Annotated in this window: 17 protein-coding genes; 14 read left to right on the forward strand and 3 right to left on the reverse strand. The window is 43.9% G+C overall.

All coding sequences use genetic code 11. The annotated features are described in order from the left end of the window. Positions 1–27: 27 nt before the first annotated feature. From ACSBL2_RS13590 to ACSBL2_RS13645, 12 genes are all read left to right on the forward strand, one after another. Entirely contained in the window at positions 28–1,218 is a 1,191-nt protein-coding gene (locus ACSBL2_RS13590; RefSeq protein ID WP_442587073.1) for a FecR domain-containing protein, read from the forward strand. Between the two features lie 192 nt (positions 1,219–1,410). Further along, positions 1,411–4,833 (forward strand): SusC/RagA family TonB-linked outer membrane protein, encoded by a 3,423-nt coding sequence (locus ACSBL2_RS13595; protein WP_442587074.1) that lies wholly within the window; start codon positions 1,411–1,413, stop codon positions 4,831–4,833. Between the two features lie 10 nt (positions 4,834–4,843). Then, complete coding sequence (locus tag ACSBL2_RS13600; protein ID WP_442587075.1) at positions 4,844–6,358, forward strand: SusD/RagB family nutrient-binding outer membrane lipoprotein; 1,515 nt, start codon at positions 4,844–4,846, stop codon at positions 6,356–6,358. A gap of 5 nt (positions 6,359–6,363) precedes the next feature. Further along, on the forward strand, positions 6,364–8,289 hold the full coding sequence (locus ACSBL2_RS13605; RefSeq protein ID WP_442587076.1) for a DUF5689 domain-containing protein: 1,926 nt from the start codon (positions 6,364–6,366) through the stop codon (positions 8,287–8,289). Between the two features lie 99 nt (positions 8,290–8,388). Next, positions 8,389–8,979 carry a hypothetical protein gene (locus ACSBL2_RS13610; protein ID WP_442587077.1) on the forward strand — a complete coding sequence of 197 codons (591 nt, stop codon included), beginning with the start codon at positions 8,389–8,391 and terminating at the stop codon, positions 8,977–8,979. Continuing rightward, the gene (locus ACSBL2_RS13615; RefSeq protein WP_442587078.1) at positions 8,979–9,797 is read left to right on the forward strand and encodes an endonuclease/exonuclease/phosphatase family protein; all 819 of its coding nucleotides are present in this window, start codon (positions 8,979–8,981) and stop codon (positions 9,795–9,797) included. The genes ACSBL2_RS13610 and ACSBL2_RS13615 overlap by 1 nt, the downstream gene beginning before the upstream one ends. Then, positions 9,797–11,185, forward strand: coding sequence for a sialate O-acetylesterase (locus tag ACSBL2_RS13620; protein ID WP_442587079.1), 1,389 nt, complete (start codon positions 9,797–9,799; stop codon positions 11,183–11,185). The genes ACSBL2_RS13615 and ACSBL2_RS13620 overlap by 1 nt, the downstream gene beginning before the upstream one ends. A 101-nt stretch (positions 11,186–11,286) precedes the next feature. Beyond that, complete coding sequence (locus ACSBL2_RS13625) at positions 11,287–11,658, forward strand: hypothetical protein (protein WP_442587080.1); 372 nt, start codon at positions 11,287–11,289, stop codon at positions 11,656–11,658. Continuing rightward, on the forward strand, positions 11,586–11,975 hold the full coding sequence (locus tag ACSBL2_RS13630; RefSeq protein ID WP_442587081.1) for a hypothetical protein: 390 nt from the start codon (positions 11,586–11,588) through the stop codon (positions 11,973–11,975). Before ACSBL2_RS13625 ends, ACSBL2_RS13630 begins: the two co-directional genes overlap by 73 nt. Beyond that, a complete protein-coding gene (locus ACSBL2_RS13635) occupies positions 11,932–12,981 on the forward strand; it encodes a sensor histidine kinase (protein ID WP_442587082.1) in 1,050 nt (349 codons plus the stop codon). Before ACSBL2_RS13630 ends, ACSBL2_RS13635 begins: the two co-directional genes overlap by 44 nt. Beyond that, positions 12,950–13,723: a LytR/AlgR family response regulator transcription factor gene (locus tag ACSBL2_RS13640; protein WP_442587083.1), complete on the forward strand. Its 774-nt coding sequence runs from the start codon at positions 12,950–12,952 to the stop codon at positions 13,721–13,723. The genes ACSBL2_RS13635 and ACSBL2_RS13640 overlap by 32 nt, the downstream gene beginning before the upstream one ends. Before the next feature lie 44 nt (positions 13,724–13,767). Beyond that, positions 13,768–13,908, forward strand: a complete 141-nt coding sequence (locus tag ACSBL2_RS13645; RefSeq protein ID WP_442587084.1) for a hypothetical protein — start codon at positions 13,768–13,770, stop codon at positions 13,906–13,908. A gap of 16 nt (positions 13,909–13,924) precedes the next feature. Here the strand turns inward: ACSBL2_RS13645 and ACSBL2_RS13650 are convergent, their stop codons facing one another. Both ACSBL2_RS13650 and ACSBL2_RS13655 read right to left on the reverse strand, forming a co-directional pair. Next, positions 13,925–14,284: a hypothetical protein gene (locus ACSBL2_RS13650; protein WP_442587085.1), complete on the reverse strand. Its 360-nt coding sequence runs from the start codon at positions 14,282–14,284 to the stop codon at positions 13,925–13,927. Positions 14,285–14,482: 198 nt separating this feature from the next. Further along, a complete protein-coding gene (locus ACSBL2_RS13655) occupies positions 14,483–15,988 on the reverse strand; it encodes a hypothetical protein (RefSeq protein WP_442587086.1) in 1,506 nt (501 codons plus the stop codon). Positions 15,989–16,120: 132 nt separating this feature from the next. Here ACSBL2_RS13655 and yiaA point away from each other — a divergent pair, with 132 nt between their 5' ends. Then, complete coding sequence (yiaA, locus tag ACSBL2_RS13660; protein WP_442587087.1) at positions 16,121–16,588, forward strand: inner membrane protein YiaA; 468 nt, start codon at positions 16,121–16,123, stop codon at positions 16,586–16,588. A gap of 243 nt (positions 16,589–16,831) precedes the next feature. Beyond that, positions 16,832–18,001 carry a retropepsin-like aspartic protease gene (locus ACSBL2_RS13665; protein WP_442587088.1) on the forward strand — a complete coding sequence of 390 codons (1,170 nt, stop codon included), beginning with the start codon at positions 16,832–16,834 and terminating at the stop codon, positions 17,999–18,001. 176 nt (positions 18,002–18,177) lie between these two features. Here ACSBL2_RS13665 and ACSBL2_RS13670 read toward each other — a convergent pair whose 3' ends face one another. Next, entirely contained in the window at positions 18,178–18,462 is a 285-nt protein-coding gene (locus ACSBL2_RS13670) for a winged helix-turn-helix transcriptional regulator (protein ID WP_442587089.1), read from the reverse strand. Between the last annotated feature and the right edge of the window lie 41 nt (positions 18,463–18,503).

Here is an 18,503-nt window from a genome sequence, read left to right on the forward strand (position 1 = left end):
ATACTCAAACGTATGCATAAAAGATAGATGAACACAAATAAAGAAAGAATAACCTTCCTTTTTCAAGCTTATACCAGCAACCGTATCACAGAAAAAGATTTAAAAGAACTTTCTGAATTAACCCGTATACCTGAATCTGAATTCATGATTACTGAAGTCCTGAAGGAATATTGGGATACGATAGCTGTGAATGATCAGCTGGATATCCCCAGAGAGGATATCCTTAACCGTATTCAAGCAGACAAAAGATTCAGGCAGTCCCCGGTCCAAAATATTCCTGCAAAGGTTATCCGTTTGAGGAACGTATGGCCATATGCTGCAGCGGTATTGCTGGTGCTGACCGCCGGACTTACATTTTATATGCTGGAAAAGAAACCGCTAAGGGCTGTAAAGGAAGAAACCATGGCTTCAAAGACGATACAGCCCGGAAGTAAAAAGGCTATCCTGACTTTGGCTGATGGTTCCCAGGTAGCGCTGGAGCAGACGATTGTTGGGAATATACCTGGTCAGGCCAATCTTAAACAGGATAACGGACAGCTGATTTATGAGAACAATGCACGGCTTGCTCCTGCAGCTGAAAACGCGCAAAATACCATCACTACTCCGAAAGGAGGCGAATATCAGTTGATACTTCATGACGGTACAAAAGTTTGGCTGAATGCGGCAACAAGACTGAGTTATCCGGTACAGTTTAGCGGATCGGAAAGAAGGGTGAAAGTGGAAGGGGAGGCTTACTTTGAAGTCGCAAAGAACGCAGAAATGCCTTTTATTGTCCAGGGCAACGGAACGGAAGTCCGGGTGCTGGGCACCCATTTTAATGTGAGTGCCTATGCAGATGATGACTATGTAAAAACAACCCTGGTGGAAGGATCGGTGGAAGTGCGCAAGAACCAGCAGAAGGCCATGCTCAAACCTGGACAGGAAGCGTTGATCAATTTTTCCGTACCAGGGATTAAGGTAAGTGATGTCGATACGGAACAGGCACTTGCCTGGAAAAATGGTTATTTCATGTTCGACAACCAGGATATCAAAGGAGTAATGAAATTAGTCGGCAGATGGTACAACGTCGATATTGCCTATCAGGGCAACCTGGCCGGAAAAACCTTTGGCGGTACCATTTCCAGGTTTGGCGATATCAGGGAGTTGTTGAAAAGCATGGAATTAACGGGAACTATTCATTTTGAAATACAGGGAAGGAGGGTTATTGTGAAACCTTAGGTTAAGGTCAGATAACCACGGAAATAATCAGAAGCGCGGGAACGCTCCTGATTATTTTATAGCCAGGCTATAAGGTTAAATTTCAATCGCGATTAACAATTAATTTATTAAACCTGATTACAAATGTATAAAAATTTTACTGCATTTTTTTGCAGCGAACTTTCCAGTTTATTACCAAAACTTCTCTATAAAATGAAGTTATCATTGATACTGCTTCTCCTTACCATTTTACAAGTTAATGCCTCCACTTTCGCGCAGAAAATCAGTTTAAAAAAAGAGCATGCCCTTTTAGAAGAGGTGTTCAGGGATGTAAGGAAACAAAGTGGTTATAATATTTTCTATAATGCGGAAATGCTGAAGACTGCCGGATACGTTTCGGTAGATATTCGCAATGCGACCATTGAAGAGGCCATGAAAAAATGCCTTGAAGGGAAGAAACTCAACTTTAAAATCGTAAAAAAGAATATCATCATTTCTGCGAAAGATGAGGAAGCGCCACAACAACAACAACAACAAAAGGCAATCACGATCAGCGGGAAAGTCACCACTGTAAATGAGGAGCCCCTTGCAGGTACCAGCGTGAAGGAGAAAAAGACAGAGCATACGGTTTTCACCGACAAAAATGGAAATTATAAAATTACGGTATCGAATCCGGCTGCTGTGTTGGTCTATAGCTCTCTGGGCTATGCCAGCGAAGAGCGGAAGGTAGGGTCGAATCTTACAGTGAATGTTGTACTTAAAGAAAAGGACACTGAACTATCAGAGGTGGTGGTGACAGCCCTGGGCATCAAAAGGGAAGAAAAAGCCCTGGGTTATGCAATTACTACGCTTGAAGGCAAACAGCTTACCGATGCCATGTCTAATAACTGGACAGATGCCTTGTCGGGTAAAGTTGCCGGATTGAACCTGTTGCGGTCTAATGGCGGCCCGGCGGGATCCAACAGGATTATCCTCCGCGGGGAAAACTCCTTGTCTGGAACGACAGAAGCGCTGATCGTGATTGACGGTGTGGTGGTGAGTAGCTCCAGCGGCAGGGCAACAGGAAATGGCGAATCGTACATGGGCGACGATTCACCGACAGATTACGGAACCAGTGTGAATGACATTAACCCTGCAGATATTGAAAGCATCTCTGTGCTGAAAGGGCCGGGGGCAACGGCACTTTATGGCGCGCGTGGTGCCGGCGGTGCAATTATCATTACCACTAAGGTTGCCAATCCAAAGGTACGGGGCCTGGGGATCAGCTTTAATTCAAATTCTTCTTTTGAGTCGCCTTCGCGCTGGCCCGATTACCAGAACGAATATGGACAGGGGGATACTGGATTGGACTATTATTCCTATGATGATTCTGCCGATGGAATGTCCACACGGTCTACGAGTTCTGCCTGGGGGCCAAAATTTGACGGCCAAAATTTCTTCCAGTTTGATCCCAATACTTTTGGGGCCGGAACTACCAGAACCCCATGGGTGGCCTATCCTGACAATAAGAAAGACTTTTTTAAGACCGGACAAACCTATACCAATAACATCTCTCTGGAAGGGGGAACGAAAGCGACTTCGGCACGACTGAGCTATACGAATGTGAAGAATACCTGGATTATTCCGAATACCGGGTACGACCGCAATACTGTTGCCTTCAGTGTGAACCAGAAGATCACTGAAAAACTACAGTTATCTGCAAAATTTGCCTATACGAATAAAACGAGCGACAACCTGCCTTCTGTAGGGTACAACAACCAAACGATCATGTATTGGGTAACCAGGCAGATGCCCAATGTGAACCTCGACTGGCTGAAGCAATATTGGGTGCCGGGAGGAGAAGGGCTGATCCAGAATAAACCTTATGCCGCAGGGGTGGATAACCCTTACCTGATTACCTATGAAATGCTCAATAAATCGAACAGGAATACGGTAACGGGAAATATACAGGCCAATTACAATTTTAATTCTCAGCTGAGTTTGCTGTTCAGGACCTCGATGGATATGTCGTACGACTCCCGTTCACAGCAACGGCCAATGAGTACCAATAAATACAGGGAAGGAATGTTCCGCACCCAGAATATTTTTAATCAGGAAATTAATGCAGACTTTTTACTAAAATATAAACGACAGCTGACAAGGAAACTGGATATGGATTTCTCTGTCGGGGGAAGTACCTTGCGCAACAAATACATTAAGGACGAGATTCGTGCAGAACGTTTATTTGCTCCTGGTATTTTCAGCTTTGCCAATAGCAAAGATATTCCACTGGCCTTTTCAACAAGGAATGAATTTGGGGTGACCAGTGCCTATGGACTGGCAAGTTTTGGCTTCGACCGGTTTTTATACCTTGACCTAACGGGGCGCCAGGATTGGTCGAGTACACTCGTGTCACCCAATGGAAAGGTGAAAGGATTTTTCTATCCCTCGGCGAACCTGAGTGTTGTCCTGAATGAAAAACTTTCCATGCCTTCCTACGTGTCACTGTTTAAGTTAAGGGGTTCCTTTTCTAAAGTGGGAAGTGGCGGTACCACTCCATATCTCACCTCTTATGTATATGGATCGGAAACGAATTTCCCTTCCGGTTTAACCAATCCAATCACCATTACCAACCCCAACCTAAAACCGGAAAGTACGGTGAGTATTGAATTTGGTGCCGATATCCGCTTGTTTAATGGTGCGCTTGGAGCCGACGTTGCCGTGTATCAGAACAATACCAAAGACCAGATCCTGCGCGTGCCGATTGACCGTGCTTCAGGGTATTATTATTCCGTGCTGAACTCTGGGGAGGTACAGAACCGTGGACTGGAAATCACCCTTAATGCCTCACCTGTGAAAAAACCGAAAGGTGGCTTTACCTGGAATATCAATGGTACCTTTACGGCGAACAGAAACAAAGTCTTGTCCCTTGCAGACAGTGTAGAAGTGCTGGTACTCCAGAATGGGCCAGGTACAAGAGGCTCCATTGAAGCCCGCGTGGGCGGAAATATGGGCGATTTATACGGACTGGGTTACCTGCGTTCCCCGGACGGACAGATCGTATACGATGCCGGATACCCTGTGAAAACACAATCCACACGTTTGCTGGCGAATATTTATCCAAACTGGAAAGCCAGTATCAACAATGAATTCAGGTACAAACAATTCAGGCTTAATGTCCTTTTCGATGCACAGTTCGGTGCAAAAGCTTATTCCCATACCCATGCCAACAATGCGGCTAATGGAAAGTTGAACAGCACGATACCTGGCCGTTACAACGGGATTATCGGAGATGGGGTAATTCTCAATCCCGATGGTACTTACCGTAAAAATGATGTGGTCGCACCGGATATCTATACCTATTACTCAGAACATTTTATTCCTGATAACATAGAGGCCAACCTGTTCAGTACCGACTTTATCAAATTCCGCGAAGCACGGTTCGACTATGTGCTGAAAGCGAAACTGCTGAAACGCCTGGGATTGCAGCGTGCAAGTATTGGGGTTTACGGACGCGACCTGTTTATTTTCACGAAATGGCCGTCCTTCGATCCTGAATTTGGAACACTGAACAACGGATTGATCCAATCGGGATTTGAAATAGGTCAGTTTCCTGCAACCAGAACCTTTGGTGCCAATTTAAGTCTGGCTTTCTAATTATAAAAAGATGATGCTAAAAATTAAAACAACCGTATTATCAGCAGGCTTTTGCCTCCTGCTGTTTATTGTCTCTTGTACCAAGAATTACGACGAGCTGAATATCAATCCCAACGGGGTTTCCGTGGCCGTTCCGGAACGTTTGCTGAGCCCGGCCTTATACGCTGTGGTGAATAACAACATCCTGAGGAATTATAACATCAACAATGAGCTGGCACAAGTATTTGTCGCCCGCGGCGAGCTCAATGAAATCCACCGTTACATTATTCGTCCGAGCCTTTCGGATGCGATGTGGAATACCTGGTACCTGGAAAAGACGAATTTCCTGGATATGTATAACATCTCCAAGCCCCAGGAAGCCTTGAGTACGGGACAGGCGAAACCTTACATGGCCATTTCCAATATTCTGGATGCCTGGACCACTTCATTAATTACCGATACTTACGGTGATGTTCCTTATTCAGAGGCCAATAAGGGAAATACCAATTCCATGTATACGCCAAAGTTCGACGAGCAGCGTGATATTTATCAGGACCTTTTCCGCAAGCTGGAAGAATCCAATACATTGCTGAACGGACTGCTGACAGCCCAGCTGCTCACGGATTCACAGAAATCACTCGACCTGCTGTACGGCTCTTCAGCCTCAACTACGATAGAACTTGACCGCTGGCGTAAATTTGGCAATTCCTTGTACCTCCGCCTGCTCATGCGCGTATCTGCCAAGGGAGATTTAATTGCGGATGGTAAATCTGCAGTGGAAAAAATTAATGAAATGGTGATGAACCCCATCACGTATCCCATCTTCATCAGTAATGAAGAATCAGCTGTACTGCGCCTAACAGGAGATAATTATCCCTTAAGGTCTCCGTTTACGGGTTTGCGTACCGTGGCATTTAATGGCGCCGGATCATACAGCACCTTTTTTATCAATACCCTGACAGAGTGGGGAGATCCACGGATTGCACTTTGGGCAACCAGGGTGAACAATGATTATGTAGGCATCCAGAGTGGCTATCCTTCAGGACAAATCCCTGCTGCAGGTTCTACGTACAATTCAACCCTGATGCTGGAGCCTTTAATGGGAAACATTATCAATTATGCAGAGCTTCAGTTTATCCTTGCTGAAGCAGCATTGAAGGGATATATCTCGGCAGACCCTAAGGTCTATTATGACCTGGGCGTGAAGGCAGCCATAGAACATTGGGGATTAACCATGCCTGCGAATTACCTCAGCTCTGCTGCAATTGTATGGCAGGAGGAAGGGAATGAAGACCAGAAAATGGAACAGATCATGGCGCAAAAGTATTTTACACTCTTTTTTACCGATTTCCAGCAGTGGTTTGAATACCGCAGAACGGGTCACCCGGTATTGACTATCGGTCCCGGAGTAGCCAATGATGGCATAATGCCCACCCGTTTATATTATCCGGTATTTACCCAATCACTCAACAGGAGCAATTACCAGGAGGCCGTAAGCCGCATGGGTGCGGATGACATGAAGAGTAAAGTTTGGTGGCAAAAATAAATAGAATGATGAAGTCTTATAGCGCAATAAAATTGAAGAACAGCACCTTGGCCTTTTCAATACTCATGCTGGTATTGATCGTATTTTCAGGGTGTTTAAAAGAAGATGTTTTTCCTGCATCGGGTACACCAAATGACTTTATTGCATTGGTGGATGTGAGGGGTATTTATAAAGGGGAAGCCGTTACCCTTAGTCGCTCGAATATGAGCGGCGCCACGAAAATCACAGGGGTGGTCATCTCTGATGCGGCAGCGGGAAATATTCCCAAAGGGGTATTGGTGATTCAGCAAACCAGCCGGACAATCACCCGCGGTATTGAAATTCATCTCGGAGATGAAGAGGTGCCCTTTAAAATGGGTGATTCAGTCAGGCTAAATGTGGAAGGCTCATCCATTAATCGGGTGAATGGCGTACTGCAGATCAATGGCCCTCAGCCTGCTGCTGTAGAAAAAGTAGGTCAAAATATCCAGCTTCAACCTGCACAGGTGAGCCTGGCGAATTTAGATCTCCTGTTTTCCAGCTATGAAAGTACGTTGGTGAAGGTAGCGCATGTTGACGGTTCCTCTTCCGGTTCAACTACCTTAGCGGGAAATGTGCAACTGTCTGATGCAAGCGGAAAAAAGGGAATTTTGCATACGGAAAGTACTGCAGCCTTTGCTGCTGATCATGTGCCGGTTAATGCTTCTTATGTCGGCATTGCCAGATTTAATGCTTCATCTGCCAATGAAGCAGGGGAGGCTGGGAAAGAGCTGTGGCCATTGAACAGTGGAAGTATTGCGGAGCAGAGTGGTGCCTTGTATGCCGGTTTTCCGGAAGATTTTGAAAATCCGGATGCGGCATTGACCGCTGTTGCCGGTTATGGAACGAAAACGGGAAGGTTTGCGACAGGGTCTTATACGCTGACGAATGTGGCCATAGGAAAGGATGCGAACGATTATCCGGTTAGTGGAATTACGGCCTTGCGCCTCAATCAGAATTCTGCAAGCAGTTCCTGGACGGCAATGGATTATGATCTTCCAAACGGGGCAACAAAAGTGACCATTTGGGCAGGCTCTTATGGTGCCTCGGCAGATATGGGCTCTACCTGGCGTTTGGAATGCTCCCAAAACCAGGGTTTAACCTGGAGCCAGATAGGCAATGATATCCTGACGGTGAGCAAGACCAAACAGCAATTTACTTTCCTGATGGATATCAGGGGAGCGGTACGTTTCCGGGTTGGTAAGGTCGGTATTGGTACCTCTAGTACGAATAACCAGAATGGCCGCTTTAGTATGGACGATCTGGCCATCTATGAAAACCCGGTGGCTGGCGGTGGACCTGTTCCGAATCCCGTGCCTTCCTATGAGGTGCTTACGGCATGGCAGTTTGGTAGTCCGGCTACGTTTGGCAACGAATTGAGCAGTAATGCAACGACCAACCATGAGAACTTAACCACCGCTGTATTGAGTCGGGGACCTGGCCTGGGGATCAGCTCACTGGTGAGGAGTTTTGCTTCTACTGCAACAGGTACAACGATACCACTGACCAAGGAACAGGCCCTAAGTTTAGACACCTATTATCAGGTTACTTTCAGTGTGAAAGAAGGATATGAATTATCCCTTTCGGCAATTGATGTCAAGCTCAGGAGGTCGGCCGCCGGTGCAAGAAGCCACCGCTGGTATTACAGTCTGGATGGGATGAACTTCAAAGAGACATCAGGTACGGGGGATGTAAACTATGAGGGCAACGCGACCGAGGGACAGGATATGCCAACTTATCTGGTCTACCAGACACCGGAACTGCAGCACATTCCTTCAGGTACAACAGTTACCCTGCGCATGTATGCCTGGGGATTCAGCAACCTGAATTCTGGTTCTTATTCCATTGGCAGAACCCCGACAGGGACAGCAACAGCTGTCTTAAGCCTTGGTGGACAAATGATACCCAATTAACCAATTATAAGTATAAAAAGATAAATTCAACAGGGACCTTCTGATCGTGATAGCTGAAAGGATGGTTAAGATCAGAAGCCCTGGTTAAAACATAAAAAGATGAAAGCGATTAAATTTCAGATTGCCCTGAGCCTGTTACTGGCGGGTACAGCCTATAGTGTGAAAGCCCAGAAAGGGATGTTGTACCCTAAATTTCCTGAAAGCTTTGAAAGCAAGGGGGATACAGGTACAGACTACCAAACAAGAAGTATGGAACTGCTCAGTGGAAAATGGACATTTGTAGGTTCAAGGTTAGACAGTACCGGAAATGACAGGCCAACAAGCGGAGAGTTTGCCATAAGGATGATTGGTTATAATCCCCAGCCAGTGTACGCGCAAATGGATTTTGATGTTGTAGAAGGTGCCTCCAAAGTGATCATCTGGTATAGCAGTTATGGGGCAAAAGCAGATAAGCCGAGCAAGTTTACCCTGGAATACTCAACCGACAAAGGCAAAAGCTGGGAGAAGGCAGGGGAGGAAATTACCGCCAAAAGCAAGATCAAGCAGGCGGCTAAATTTGACCTCGACATTAAAGGAAGAGTGCGTTTCAGGATTGCAAAAGCTGGTCTTGGCGGTGGAAAGAAAAACCCCGGGATTGAGAATGGCCGGTTGAGTCTTGACGATTTCTCCATTTATAAAAACGAAAAGTAATGAGGAGATTATTTTTTATCGTGATGGTATGTTCCCTGCAGGTCTGTGCGGTTGCACAGGTCCGCATGGCGACCTATAACATACGTGCTGACCTGCTCAAAGATGCGCCTGCAAATACCTGGGTAGACCGGAAAGCCATGGTAAGCGGATTGATCCGTTTTCATGACTTCGATGTTTTTGGGGTTCAGGAAGCAAAATCCAACCAGTTGGCAGATTTAGAGGGCGACTTAAGCGATTATACCGTTGTGGCAACGGATAAGCGCAATGGACAAAACAGTTCCCTGATATTTTTTAAATCCGGTAAGTACAGCTTGTTAAAAAGTGGCCATTTCTGGCTTTCGGCAAATCCGGAGAGCGAAGGAAAGGGCTGGGATGCCAAGTATGCAAGAAGTTGTACCTGGGTGCAACTGAAAGATGTTAAAACCAACTTTATCTTTTTTTATTTCAATACCCATATGGATCACGTAGGTATTGAAGCACGCAGGAAAAGTACGGCACTTTTGCTTAAAAAGATTGCAGCGATTGCCGGGACAGCGCCTGCAGCTTTATGTGGCGATTTTAACTTCAGTCAGCATACCGAAAACTACCAGCTTCTGCAACAGTCGGGCTTGTTAAAAGATGCCTGTCTCCTGGCTAAAAACCCTTACCTGCCGAATGGCACCTTTAATGGTTTTAACATTACCCGCAATTCCGACGAGCGGATTGACCATATTTTTCTGACCAGGCACTTTAAAGTGTTGCGGTATGGAATTTTGACGGATGTTTTCGCCGGCAAATTCCCTTCAGATCATTTTCCTGTACTTATAGACGTTGAATAATGAAGAATTTATTTTTATATCTGCTGATGGCATGTGCTTTACCTGCCTTCGCAAAAACAAGGTTACCCCAGTTTTTTAGCCATGGTATGGTAGTACAGCAAAATGCTGAAGTCTCCATTTGGGGGACAGATGAGCCCGGAACTATCGTTCGGGTAGCCGCAGGATGGAATGACAACAGCACTGCCAGGGCAGATGAACAGGGGAAATGGCGATTAAAAATCCTGACGCCGAAGGCTGGCGGGCCATATCAGATCCGTATTTCCGGAAGTACTGAAGTTGTCATCAATGATGTGCTTGCAGGTGAAGTATGGTTTTGTTCTGGGCAATCCAATATGGAAATGCCGGTGATAGGGCGGATGAATCAGCCGGTAAAGGGCAGCAATGAAATGATCCTGAATTCTGCAAATGATCAGATCAGGCTGTTTACTGTGAAAAAAAATACAAGTGTGGTTCCTGTTGATGATGTCAAAGGCAGCTGGTTCAAAGCATCTCCCGAAAATACAGGTAGTTTTAGTGCTGTGGCCTATGCTTATGGGAAGAAGCTTCAGCAGGTATTAAATGTCCCTGTAGGCTTAATGGTAAGTTCCTGGGGCGGATCTACTGTTGAAGCCTGGATGGACCAGCAGGCGATCACTGCATTCAGTGACGTTAAAGTCCCGGCTGAGATAGACGATAAAAGGTTAAACCGAACACCTTCCTTATTGTACAATGGGATGGTTCATCCGCTTGTTGGATACACCATTAAAGGTTGTTTATGGTATCAGGGGGAAAATAATGTAGTCAACCATTGGCGGTACCAGGATTATTTCACCGGAATGATCAGTTGCTGGAGAAAGAACTGGGAACAGGGGAATTTCCCTTTTTATTTTGTACAGATTGCTCCTTTTGATTATGGGAAGAACCAGTCGGGCATGCTGAGAGATGCGCAGCTACGGGTGATGAAATCTGTTGAAAATACAGGGATGGCGGTAACGACCGACATCGGCATGTGTAACCTGATCCATCCGCCGGAAAAGGAAGTGATAGGAGATCGGCTTGCCTACTGGGCTTTGGCAAATACCTACACGATTAAAGGTATCACGTACAGCGGGCCAGTGTATAAATCTATCCATGAAATTAAGGGCAACCGGATCAGTATCAACTTTGATTATGCCGCTAATGGACTTTACTCCGCATCTACCGAAGACACAGGATTTGAAGTTGCGGGTGAGGATAAGGTTTTTTATCCTGCGCGAATTGAAATCGGGAAAAAAGGAGCCTTAGTGGTATGGAGTGATAAGGTTAGTCAGCCTGTAGCGGTGCGTTATGCATTTGCAAATTGTGCGGTAGGTACTTTGTTCAATACAGCGGGCTTGCCGGCAGCTACTTTCAGGACTGATAATTGGTAATCAATTATAGCTGTTTCGTCCTGCTCCAGCGCCAGCTCGTCGGAAAAAACTTGATGATTTAGCTTTATTCTAAGTGTTTTGCAGAGATTAATAACTAAGCTATGCATTTCATACACCATATCAATATTATCATTCATGTGATCGCCGGCACACTTGCATTGGGCTTAGGCTTTAGTGCTGCCCTCCTTTACCGGAAAACAAAATGGCATACCAGGCTGGGTCGTTGGTTCGTCTGGATGATGGCCATGGTTGTGGTTACGGGGCTTGTAGGGATTTTTATTTTTCAGCGCAATAGTTTTCTGATAGTGATTACTTTATTGAGCGGGTATAATTGTTTCAGCGGAATCCGGGCGATACAATTGAAAGGCCATAAAACAATGCTGCTGGATAGGATAGTTCTGTGTGCTTACTTGCTACCGGGGGACTTTACTATTATCATCTGCAATCCTCTTCACTTTACTGGTCGCCTGTAGTTACCTATTCCACCCTTGGTGCCTTATTACTGGTTACGGTATACGATTTGGTCAGGAGCAGGTTAAGTACTGATTTTCGCCGCCAGGCCGCCATTTACGAACATGTATATAAAATGATCAGTGCAATGAGCGGCCTGGCATCGGCGTTTGCCGGAACGGTGCTTCCACAATATCATCCTTACAGTCAGTTCCTGCCTTCAGTTCTGGGTTTATGCTGGATTGTTGTTATCTTCATCAGCTTAAATCATGCTTCAAAAGCTCAAAAAAAACAAGTTGTCAGGAAAACACTATCCACTGATTATGCATCCCGCCATTAAAACACTATTGGCCTGCCTGTTAATTGGCCTGTCTTTCGGCGGATATCTTTACATGACTTACGATCCGCACTGGCAACGTGTAGTGACTTCTCTGGTTTCGACAGTGATCATCGGTTCCCTGATGATGATCTGCATTTACAAACGCCGGTATTTCTTATGGATTACTCCCCACCAAAGTATAAAAATGCTGGTCATGATTGTGATGCTGTGTGTGATTGCCTTGAATGGTACTGAGCTAACCCTGTGGTTTCAGGTGTTATTACAAAAAGATAGTTCCTTTGTCTTATTCAGGGGAGGTAATATTTATATACTGAATATCCTGATTGTACTGGTTACCGGTATCCCGATTTATGTGAGTGAAGAAGCAAAGGAGAACCTGAATATGAGGCTGGTCACCCAGCAATACCGTCTGCTACAGTTGGAAAAGCAGCAGACTGAAGCAGAGCTGGAACTCTTAAGGGCAAAGATCAATCCGCATTTTTTATACAATGTACACAATACCATTGCCGGCCTGATCAGTACTGATCCAACACGGGCAGAGCAAATGATCTTATTGTTATCAAAATTTTTCAGGTCTACCTTAAGTAAAACCAGTGCGGGTTTACACCAGATCAACGATGAACTGGATATTATCGAGACTTACCTGCAATTGCAGCAGATACGTTATGGGAGCCGGTTGAGATATGAAATTGTTATTGACCCGGAAATCAGGTTTCAACGGATTCCCTCATTCATCTTACAGCCACTGGTTGAAAATGCGGTGAAACATGGTATTGAGCAATTGGCCTCAGCTGGATTGATTCATGTTCAGATCCGTATTGAGAATCAAAAGCTGATACTGGAGGTTGGTGATTCCGGGCCTGACTTCCCCGATTTGCCGGGTACGGGACATGGATTGACCATCATCATGAACAAGCTGAAATTGCTTTACGAAAATAATTACACACTGGAACTGATCAATAATCCCAATAAATATGTGCGCATTACCCTTCCTCAGACAAATTAATGCCGTATTGGTAGATGATGAGCCGGTTGCCATAGCGCGTTTGCGAAATGAGCTTCAGGCCCATCCCCAGATCAATATCAGTGGTGTTGCATTAGATGGTCTTTCGGCAGTAAAACTGATCAATACCCAATGTCCGGATCTGGTGTTCCTGGATATACAGATGCCGGAAATTAATGGCTTTGGGGTACTTAGCCGCTTAACCTGCCAACCCCTGATTGTATTTGTAACGGCGTACGATGAATATGCTGTGGCGGCTTTTGAGAACAATTCGCTCGACTATCTGCTCAAACCGGTCTCATCTGAACGGCTGTCGATGACGGTACAGCGTGTGCTGGATAGGAAGATTGAAAAGGCAGATGTGTATGCCCAATTAAAAGAACTGGTTAAGGGAACTGAAACAAGGGAGGCTATCAGTACAATTCCTGTGAAGTCCGGGCACAAAATACAGCTGATCCCGGTAAGTGACATTTGCTTTTTTGAAGCGAAGGATAAGTATGTGTACCTGCATACCGCTGATGATGAAAAGTTGCTGGATAATCCACTCAGTTATCTGGAAGAACGGCTGCCACCCGAGTTTATCAGGATTCACCGGAGTTATATCATCAATAAGCATAAGATCAAAGAAATACAAAAGTATTTCAAAGGGGGCTTTGTCTTTATATTAAATGATAAGCATAGTACAAGACTTAAAAGTGCTTCTTCTTTTAATGAACGGATTAAGCATAAGTTGCTGCTGATTTAGCGGTATGCTGCAGGGGAGGACTTATTTGCAATACTGCCTTACTGATGAAGCAGGCAAATCACCTGATGACGGATTGCATTATGTTCACCTATAATTCCGGAAAAGTAGTGAAGACATCATTTGCAGTAGGGGCAGAAGGAACACCTGCAAGACCCGATAGTGATTTGATTTTTATCGGTGGTTGATCTTAGCTTTGAAAAATCACATTTTCTTCATGATAAATACAACCCCACTCGTTCCGCCGCTTCCGGAATAAACATCTGTATAATCAAGAGTCTGTATAAGTTCAAATCCATTTTCCACCATATAATTCAGGATGGCTGCATATGATTTCTTGTTTGTCAGTATTTGGGAATATTCCTCGCCTGCTTTTAGTTGTTCTTCCGTGTCCCCAAAATCAACCTTCACCTTTAGTTTCTTAGACAATAGTTTGCCCTGTACCAAGATATAGGCATATATTTTATCTTGCTTTTGAATGGGCAGGTGATTTTGTGGAATGCTTTGTGAAAAACCTGCAAACGAAATTAATGCGATGAATATGAATGTTAGAATAGTTTTCATGATGATAAATGCTGTATGATTGATGAGGTAAAATACATATTTAAATTTATTGGATAGCACTTTTATTAAATTTTAAGAAGTAGTCGTACATCAATAGGTTGAAGAATGTAATGTACTGTTGTTGAAAAGATAACTTTCCGTATTTTTCCCTGTAACGACACTACGGCAAGTTTGCCGTGGAATCATGCCAATACAGTATTATGATTGCACAATATTATCACCCTCGATGAGCGTCAATACAACTTGATGCGCTGTTTTTTTCTCCCAACGTGCAATCAACCAGGCGATAAAGCTCAGAGTGAAGATATCGTTGTTTTTTACGCTTTCCAGCTGCGCTAAAACCGTATTTCTATACGCCTTATCAAAAGCCATATCAGGCTTTAATAGATATTTTTCAACCAGTTTCAGATACAACAGTACGCGTTCCTCCGAGGTTTTTAGCAGATATTTTTTATATCGTCGCCGAAAGCTGCTTAGCCTGGACATAGCAAGCTCAATATTGGAGAACTGCGCCTGAACCAAAATTTCCATCAGATTTTTTCGAATGGTCCACAACATCCCCATTTTCTTTTCATACCAGGCATCAGTGCGCGTCAGTAAGGTCAGCTGTTTTAAACTTCCCCTGTCATTGCAGAGGGCTAAAAACATGGTCAGGCATATGCGTACATCCTCGATATCTTCAGGTTTAGAACTAAGTTTTGTATTGGATAACGATGCCTGCAATAAAGTAATCGCATCGTTTGCTAAGCCTGTAAAGAATAAGTTAAGTGCAGAGAGTAACTGGTGACGTAAATAAAACAGCGTGTAGTAACGGCTATCCGTCTCCATTAAAGCCATCATTTCTTTTAAATAGGACGCACTCCTTTCAAAATCCCTTCGGCGTAGATGAAAGTTCGCCAAAAAATACAGGATGGATATATGGTAAAATAGATAAGATTGCTTTTTATGCGGCTGGTCTAGTATAAATTGATTCGTTCGGTTGATATAGCGCTCTATAAGACCATAATTCTGTTGTATGGCTGCATATTCATTCGCAATGAAAAGAATCTGGTAAATGGACTTATACGTCATCAGATCTTGTAAGGAAATTTTGTATTTCCGGATTGTCGTCAGCATCAACGCCGTCAAATTAACGATCTTTCCCTTCAGGTGGATCTCTTGCAGTTCAAGCCTCAGAAAGGCATAAGCCATATTGAGCTTGGCCTCGCGTTGCATATCCGATTGATTTCGCAGGAAACGCTCGGTCAATGTTTCGAGGTCTTGTGCTCCAGACAGATGGGCGTACTGTAGCTTTAGCAACAATAGCTCATTTAACAAATTAAATTGCTCCAGATGCTCCGCTAGGCGTTCCGCCTTATCCAAACATTTGAATGCGACCTTGACCACATCATTTTCTAACAAAAACCGTCCCACGACAACCAGGCGCAATGCATCATAGGTTTCAGAATGATTACTCTCAAAGGTTTTCTGCGACAAGAATAGGAGTAAACTATCCTGCAACCTTTTCCGTAAAGCATGGTAGGCATCGTTGTTTTTCTCAGACTCGTAGATATTTTTTAATCCATCTATATCGTCAGTTTCTATCAAATCAAGTAACTGCAGATTCTTCACGTCTGACCTTTTGTTTTTTCGTTCTAAAAACTGCCTGAAAAGCTTCTTATCTGCACTATTGAGTAACTGAATCAGTTCTTGAATGGAATCCATATGGTTAAATTGATGTCTGTAAAAGTACGATAATTATAAAATATATCGTCAGTAATTTGTGTATTCTGACTTTTACAGGTCTATTTTACAACCGACATTTGCTTCCATATTCATCACTAAAACAAAATAAATATGGAACCGCTACAACAAAGAACAGAAGAAAATTCAGCAATGGTAAAACATGGCGAAAAAACTAGAAATCCATTTAAACCCACTGCCGCATTTATTGGCGCTTCCTGGTTCGCCTTATTGACAGGAGCAGTAGGATATTGCATCGGCTTATGGAATGCAAGTATGGAGTTGAACGAAAAAGGCTATTATTTCACCATTTTATTATTCGGCTTATTCGCAGTCATCTCAGTACAAAAAAGTGTGAGGGACCGATCGGAAGGACTTGCCGTTACGGATCTTTATTACAGCCTGAGTTGGTTTGCTACCATTGCGGCAATGGTCCTGTTGACGATTGGTCTGTGGAATGCTGATATCACGCTAAGTGAGAAAGGTTTCTATGCCATGGCATTCTGTCTAAGCATGTTTTCGGCCATTGCCGTACAAAAGAATACCCGCGACGCAAAAATGTTCGACGATAAAGATCTGTAACGTAGCGGTTGCCACCCCGCAGCTCCTTGCCTGGCAAGCCTGCGGGGTTTATTCTGGTAACTCCTTTGCCCATACATTTTCATGTAGATAAAGAAGGCCTGGTTTATGGAATAAATCTATTCTTATTTTAATAGATTTCGTGATAAGAAACGTATATTGGGCCTGGAAGAGAAACCCTGGCTGGTTATTGCCTTCTAAAGTTTTTCCCGCACTAAATTTACCTTCTATACGCTGTGCTTTTCTATGAAATATTTTATATGGCCATTATTCATTCTATTCCTTAGCACTTCGTGTTTTGCCCAAAGGGTCACGTTTAATAGGGGAGGCATTAGTGTAAAAAACTATTATCAGCAAGTACCTTACGAATTTATCAACGGACGTATATACCTGACTGTTGAGTTTAATGGCGTCAGACGCAGGTTTCTTTTTGACACAGGTGCACCTACGCAGATCACCAATACGCTCTTCAGCGAACTGAAGCCACAGCTGATTAATCAGACAGAGATTACCGATGCAGCAGGAAACAAAACCTCTCTGGATATTGTCTCTTTGCCTGAATTTAAACTACATGGGCTTGTTTTTAAAGATATTCCTGCCCTGGTTGCCAACAGTGAATTGTACGGATGTATTGGTATTGATGGAGTGATTGGCAGCAATGCGATGCGCAACTCCATCATACAGTTTGTTCAGCATTCGAAGGTTATGATTATAACGGACGATCAGTCAAAAATTAAGCTGAACAACAATAACCCGACTGCACTGATCACTGGAGAACCACAGAGTTATCCTTTTTTCATCCTGCATCTTTCAGGAAAGAAAACACTTAAAGTTGGTTTTGATACGGGTACAAATAATTTTTTAAGGCTGAGTGGTAAAGATGCTTCCAAGTTGGCGAAAAGTGGTGTTTTTGAAAAGTTGGCCGTTGGTTATGGGGCAAGTCGGAGGAGTTTATTGGGCTTGCAGTCTCCCGATAGCCTATCCCGCCTGAAGATGCTGCCTATGGCGATTAATGGCTGTATTTTTGATCATGTAATGACCGAAACTGCAAAAAGTAACAACAGCAGGATCGGTACCAGGTTGTTGGATTATGGAACGGTAACTCTGGATTTCGTGAATCATTTATTCTACTTTGAACCCCTAAAATTAAGCAATGATATGCAGGAGAGGACCTGGCCCATGAAACCTGTGATTGAGCAAGGGAAACTGGTAGTGGGTGTTGTATGGGAATCTTTGAAAGGTAAATTGGATGTGGGGGATCAGATTTTAGCAATTGATGGTAAGTCCTGTGAAACTATGGATCTTTGTAAGTGGGTTAACGGAGAGTCTGAAGAGGTAATGAAAGGGAATACTGCAATCCTGAAGGTTAGGAATAGTCAGGGAAAGATCGGGGAAGTCCTGCTGAACAGAGAATAATTACAATATCAGAAGTTATAGATTTTTTAGAAACTATGAATACAAAAAGCCTGCTATCTTACGATTTTCAGACCTTTTTCTGGTAAAGAAGAGGGATTTGGTTAGCATCGACAAACCAGGGACGGTAATGAGAATCAAGCTGAAGCCTTAACATCTTCTTAATAAGCAATCTTTTATCATTGTAATTCAGATTGATGGTGCCTTGAGTTCCATTCTGTCAGCATATTTAATATTGGTAATAGCTCAATTCCTTTATCCGTCAGCATATATTCTACCCTGGGAGGCATTTCCTTGAAAGCCTCTCTTTTTACAATACCGTCTTCCTCTAATTCTTTTAATTGTTCTGTCAGGATCTTCTTACTGATCAGACCCATTTTAGCGTGGATAAGACCGAATCTTTGCTGTTTTAAGCCAATAGTATAAATGATGATCGGCTTCCACTTGGTACCAATTGTTGCCATTGTCCTGGTCATTGGACAATTGTGACAGATAAAAATTTCGT

The organism is Pedobacter sp. AW31-3R (genome assembly GCF_052180285.1).
In the GTDB taxonomy this organism is placed as follows: Bacteria; Bacteroidota; Bacteroidia; order Sphingobacteriales; family Sphingobacteriaceae; genus Pedobacter.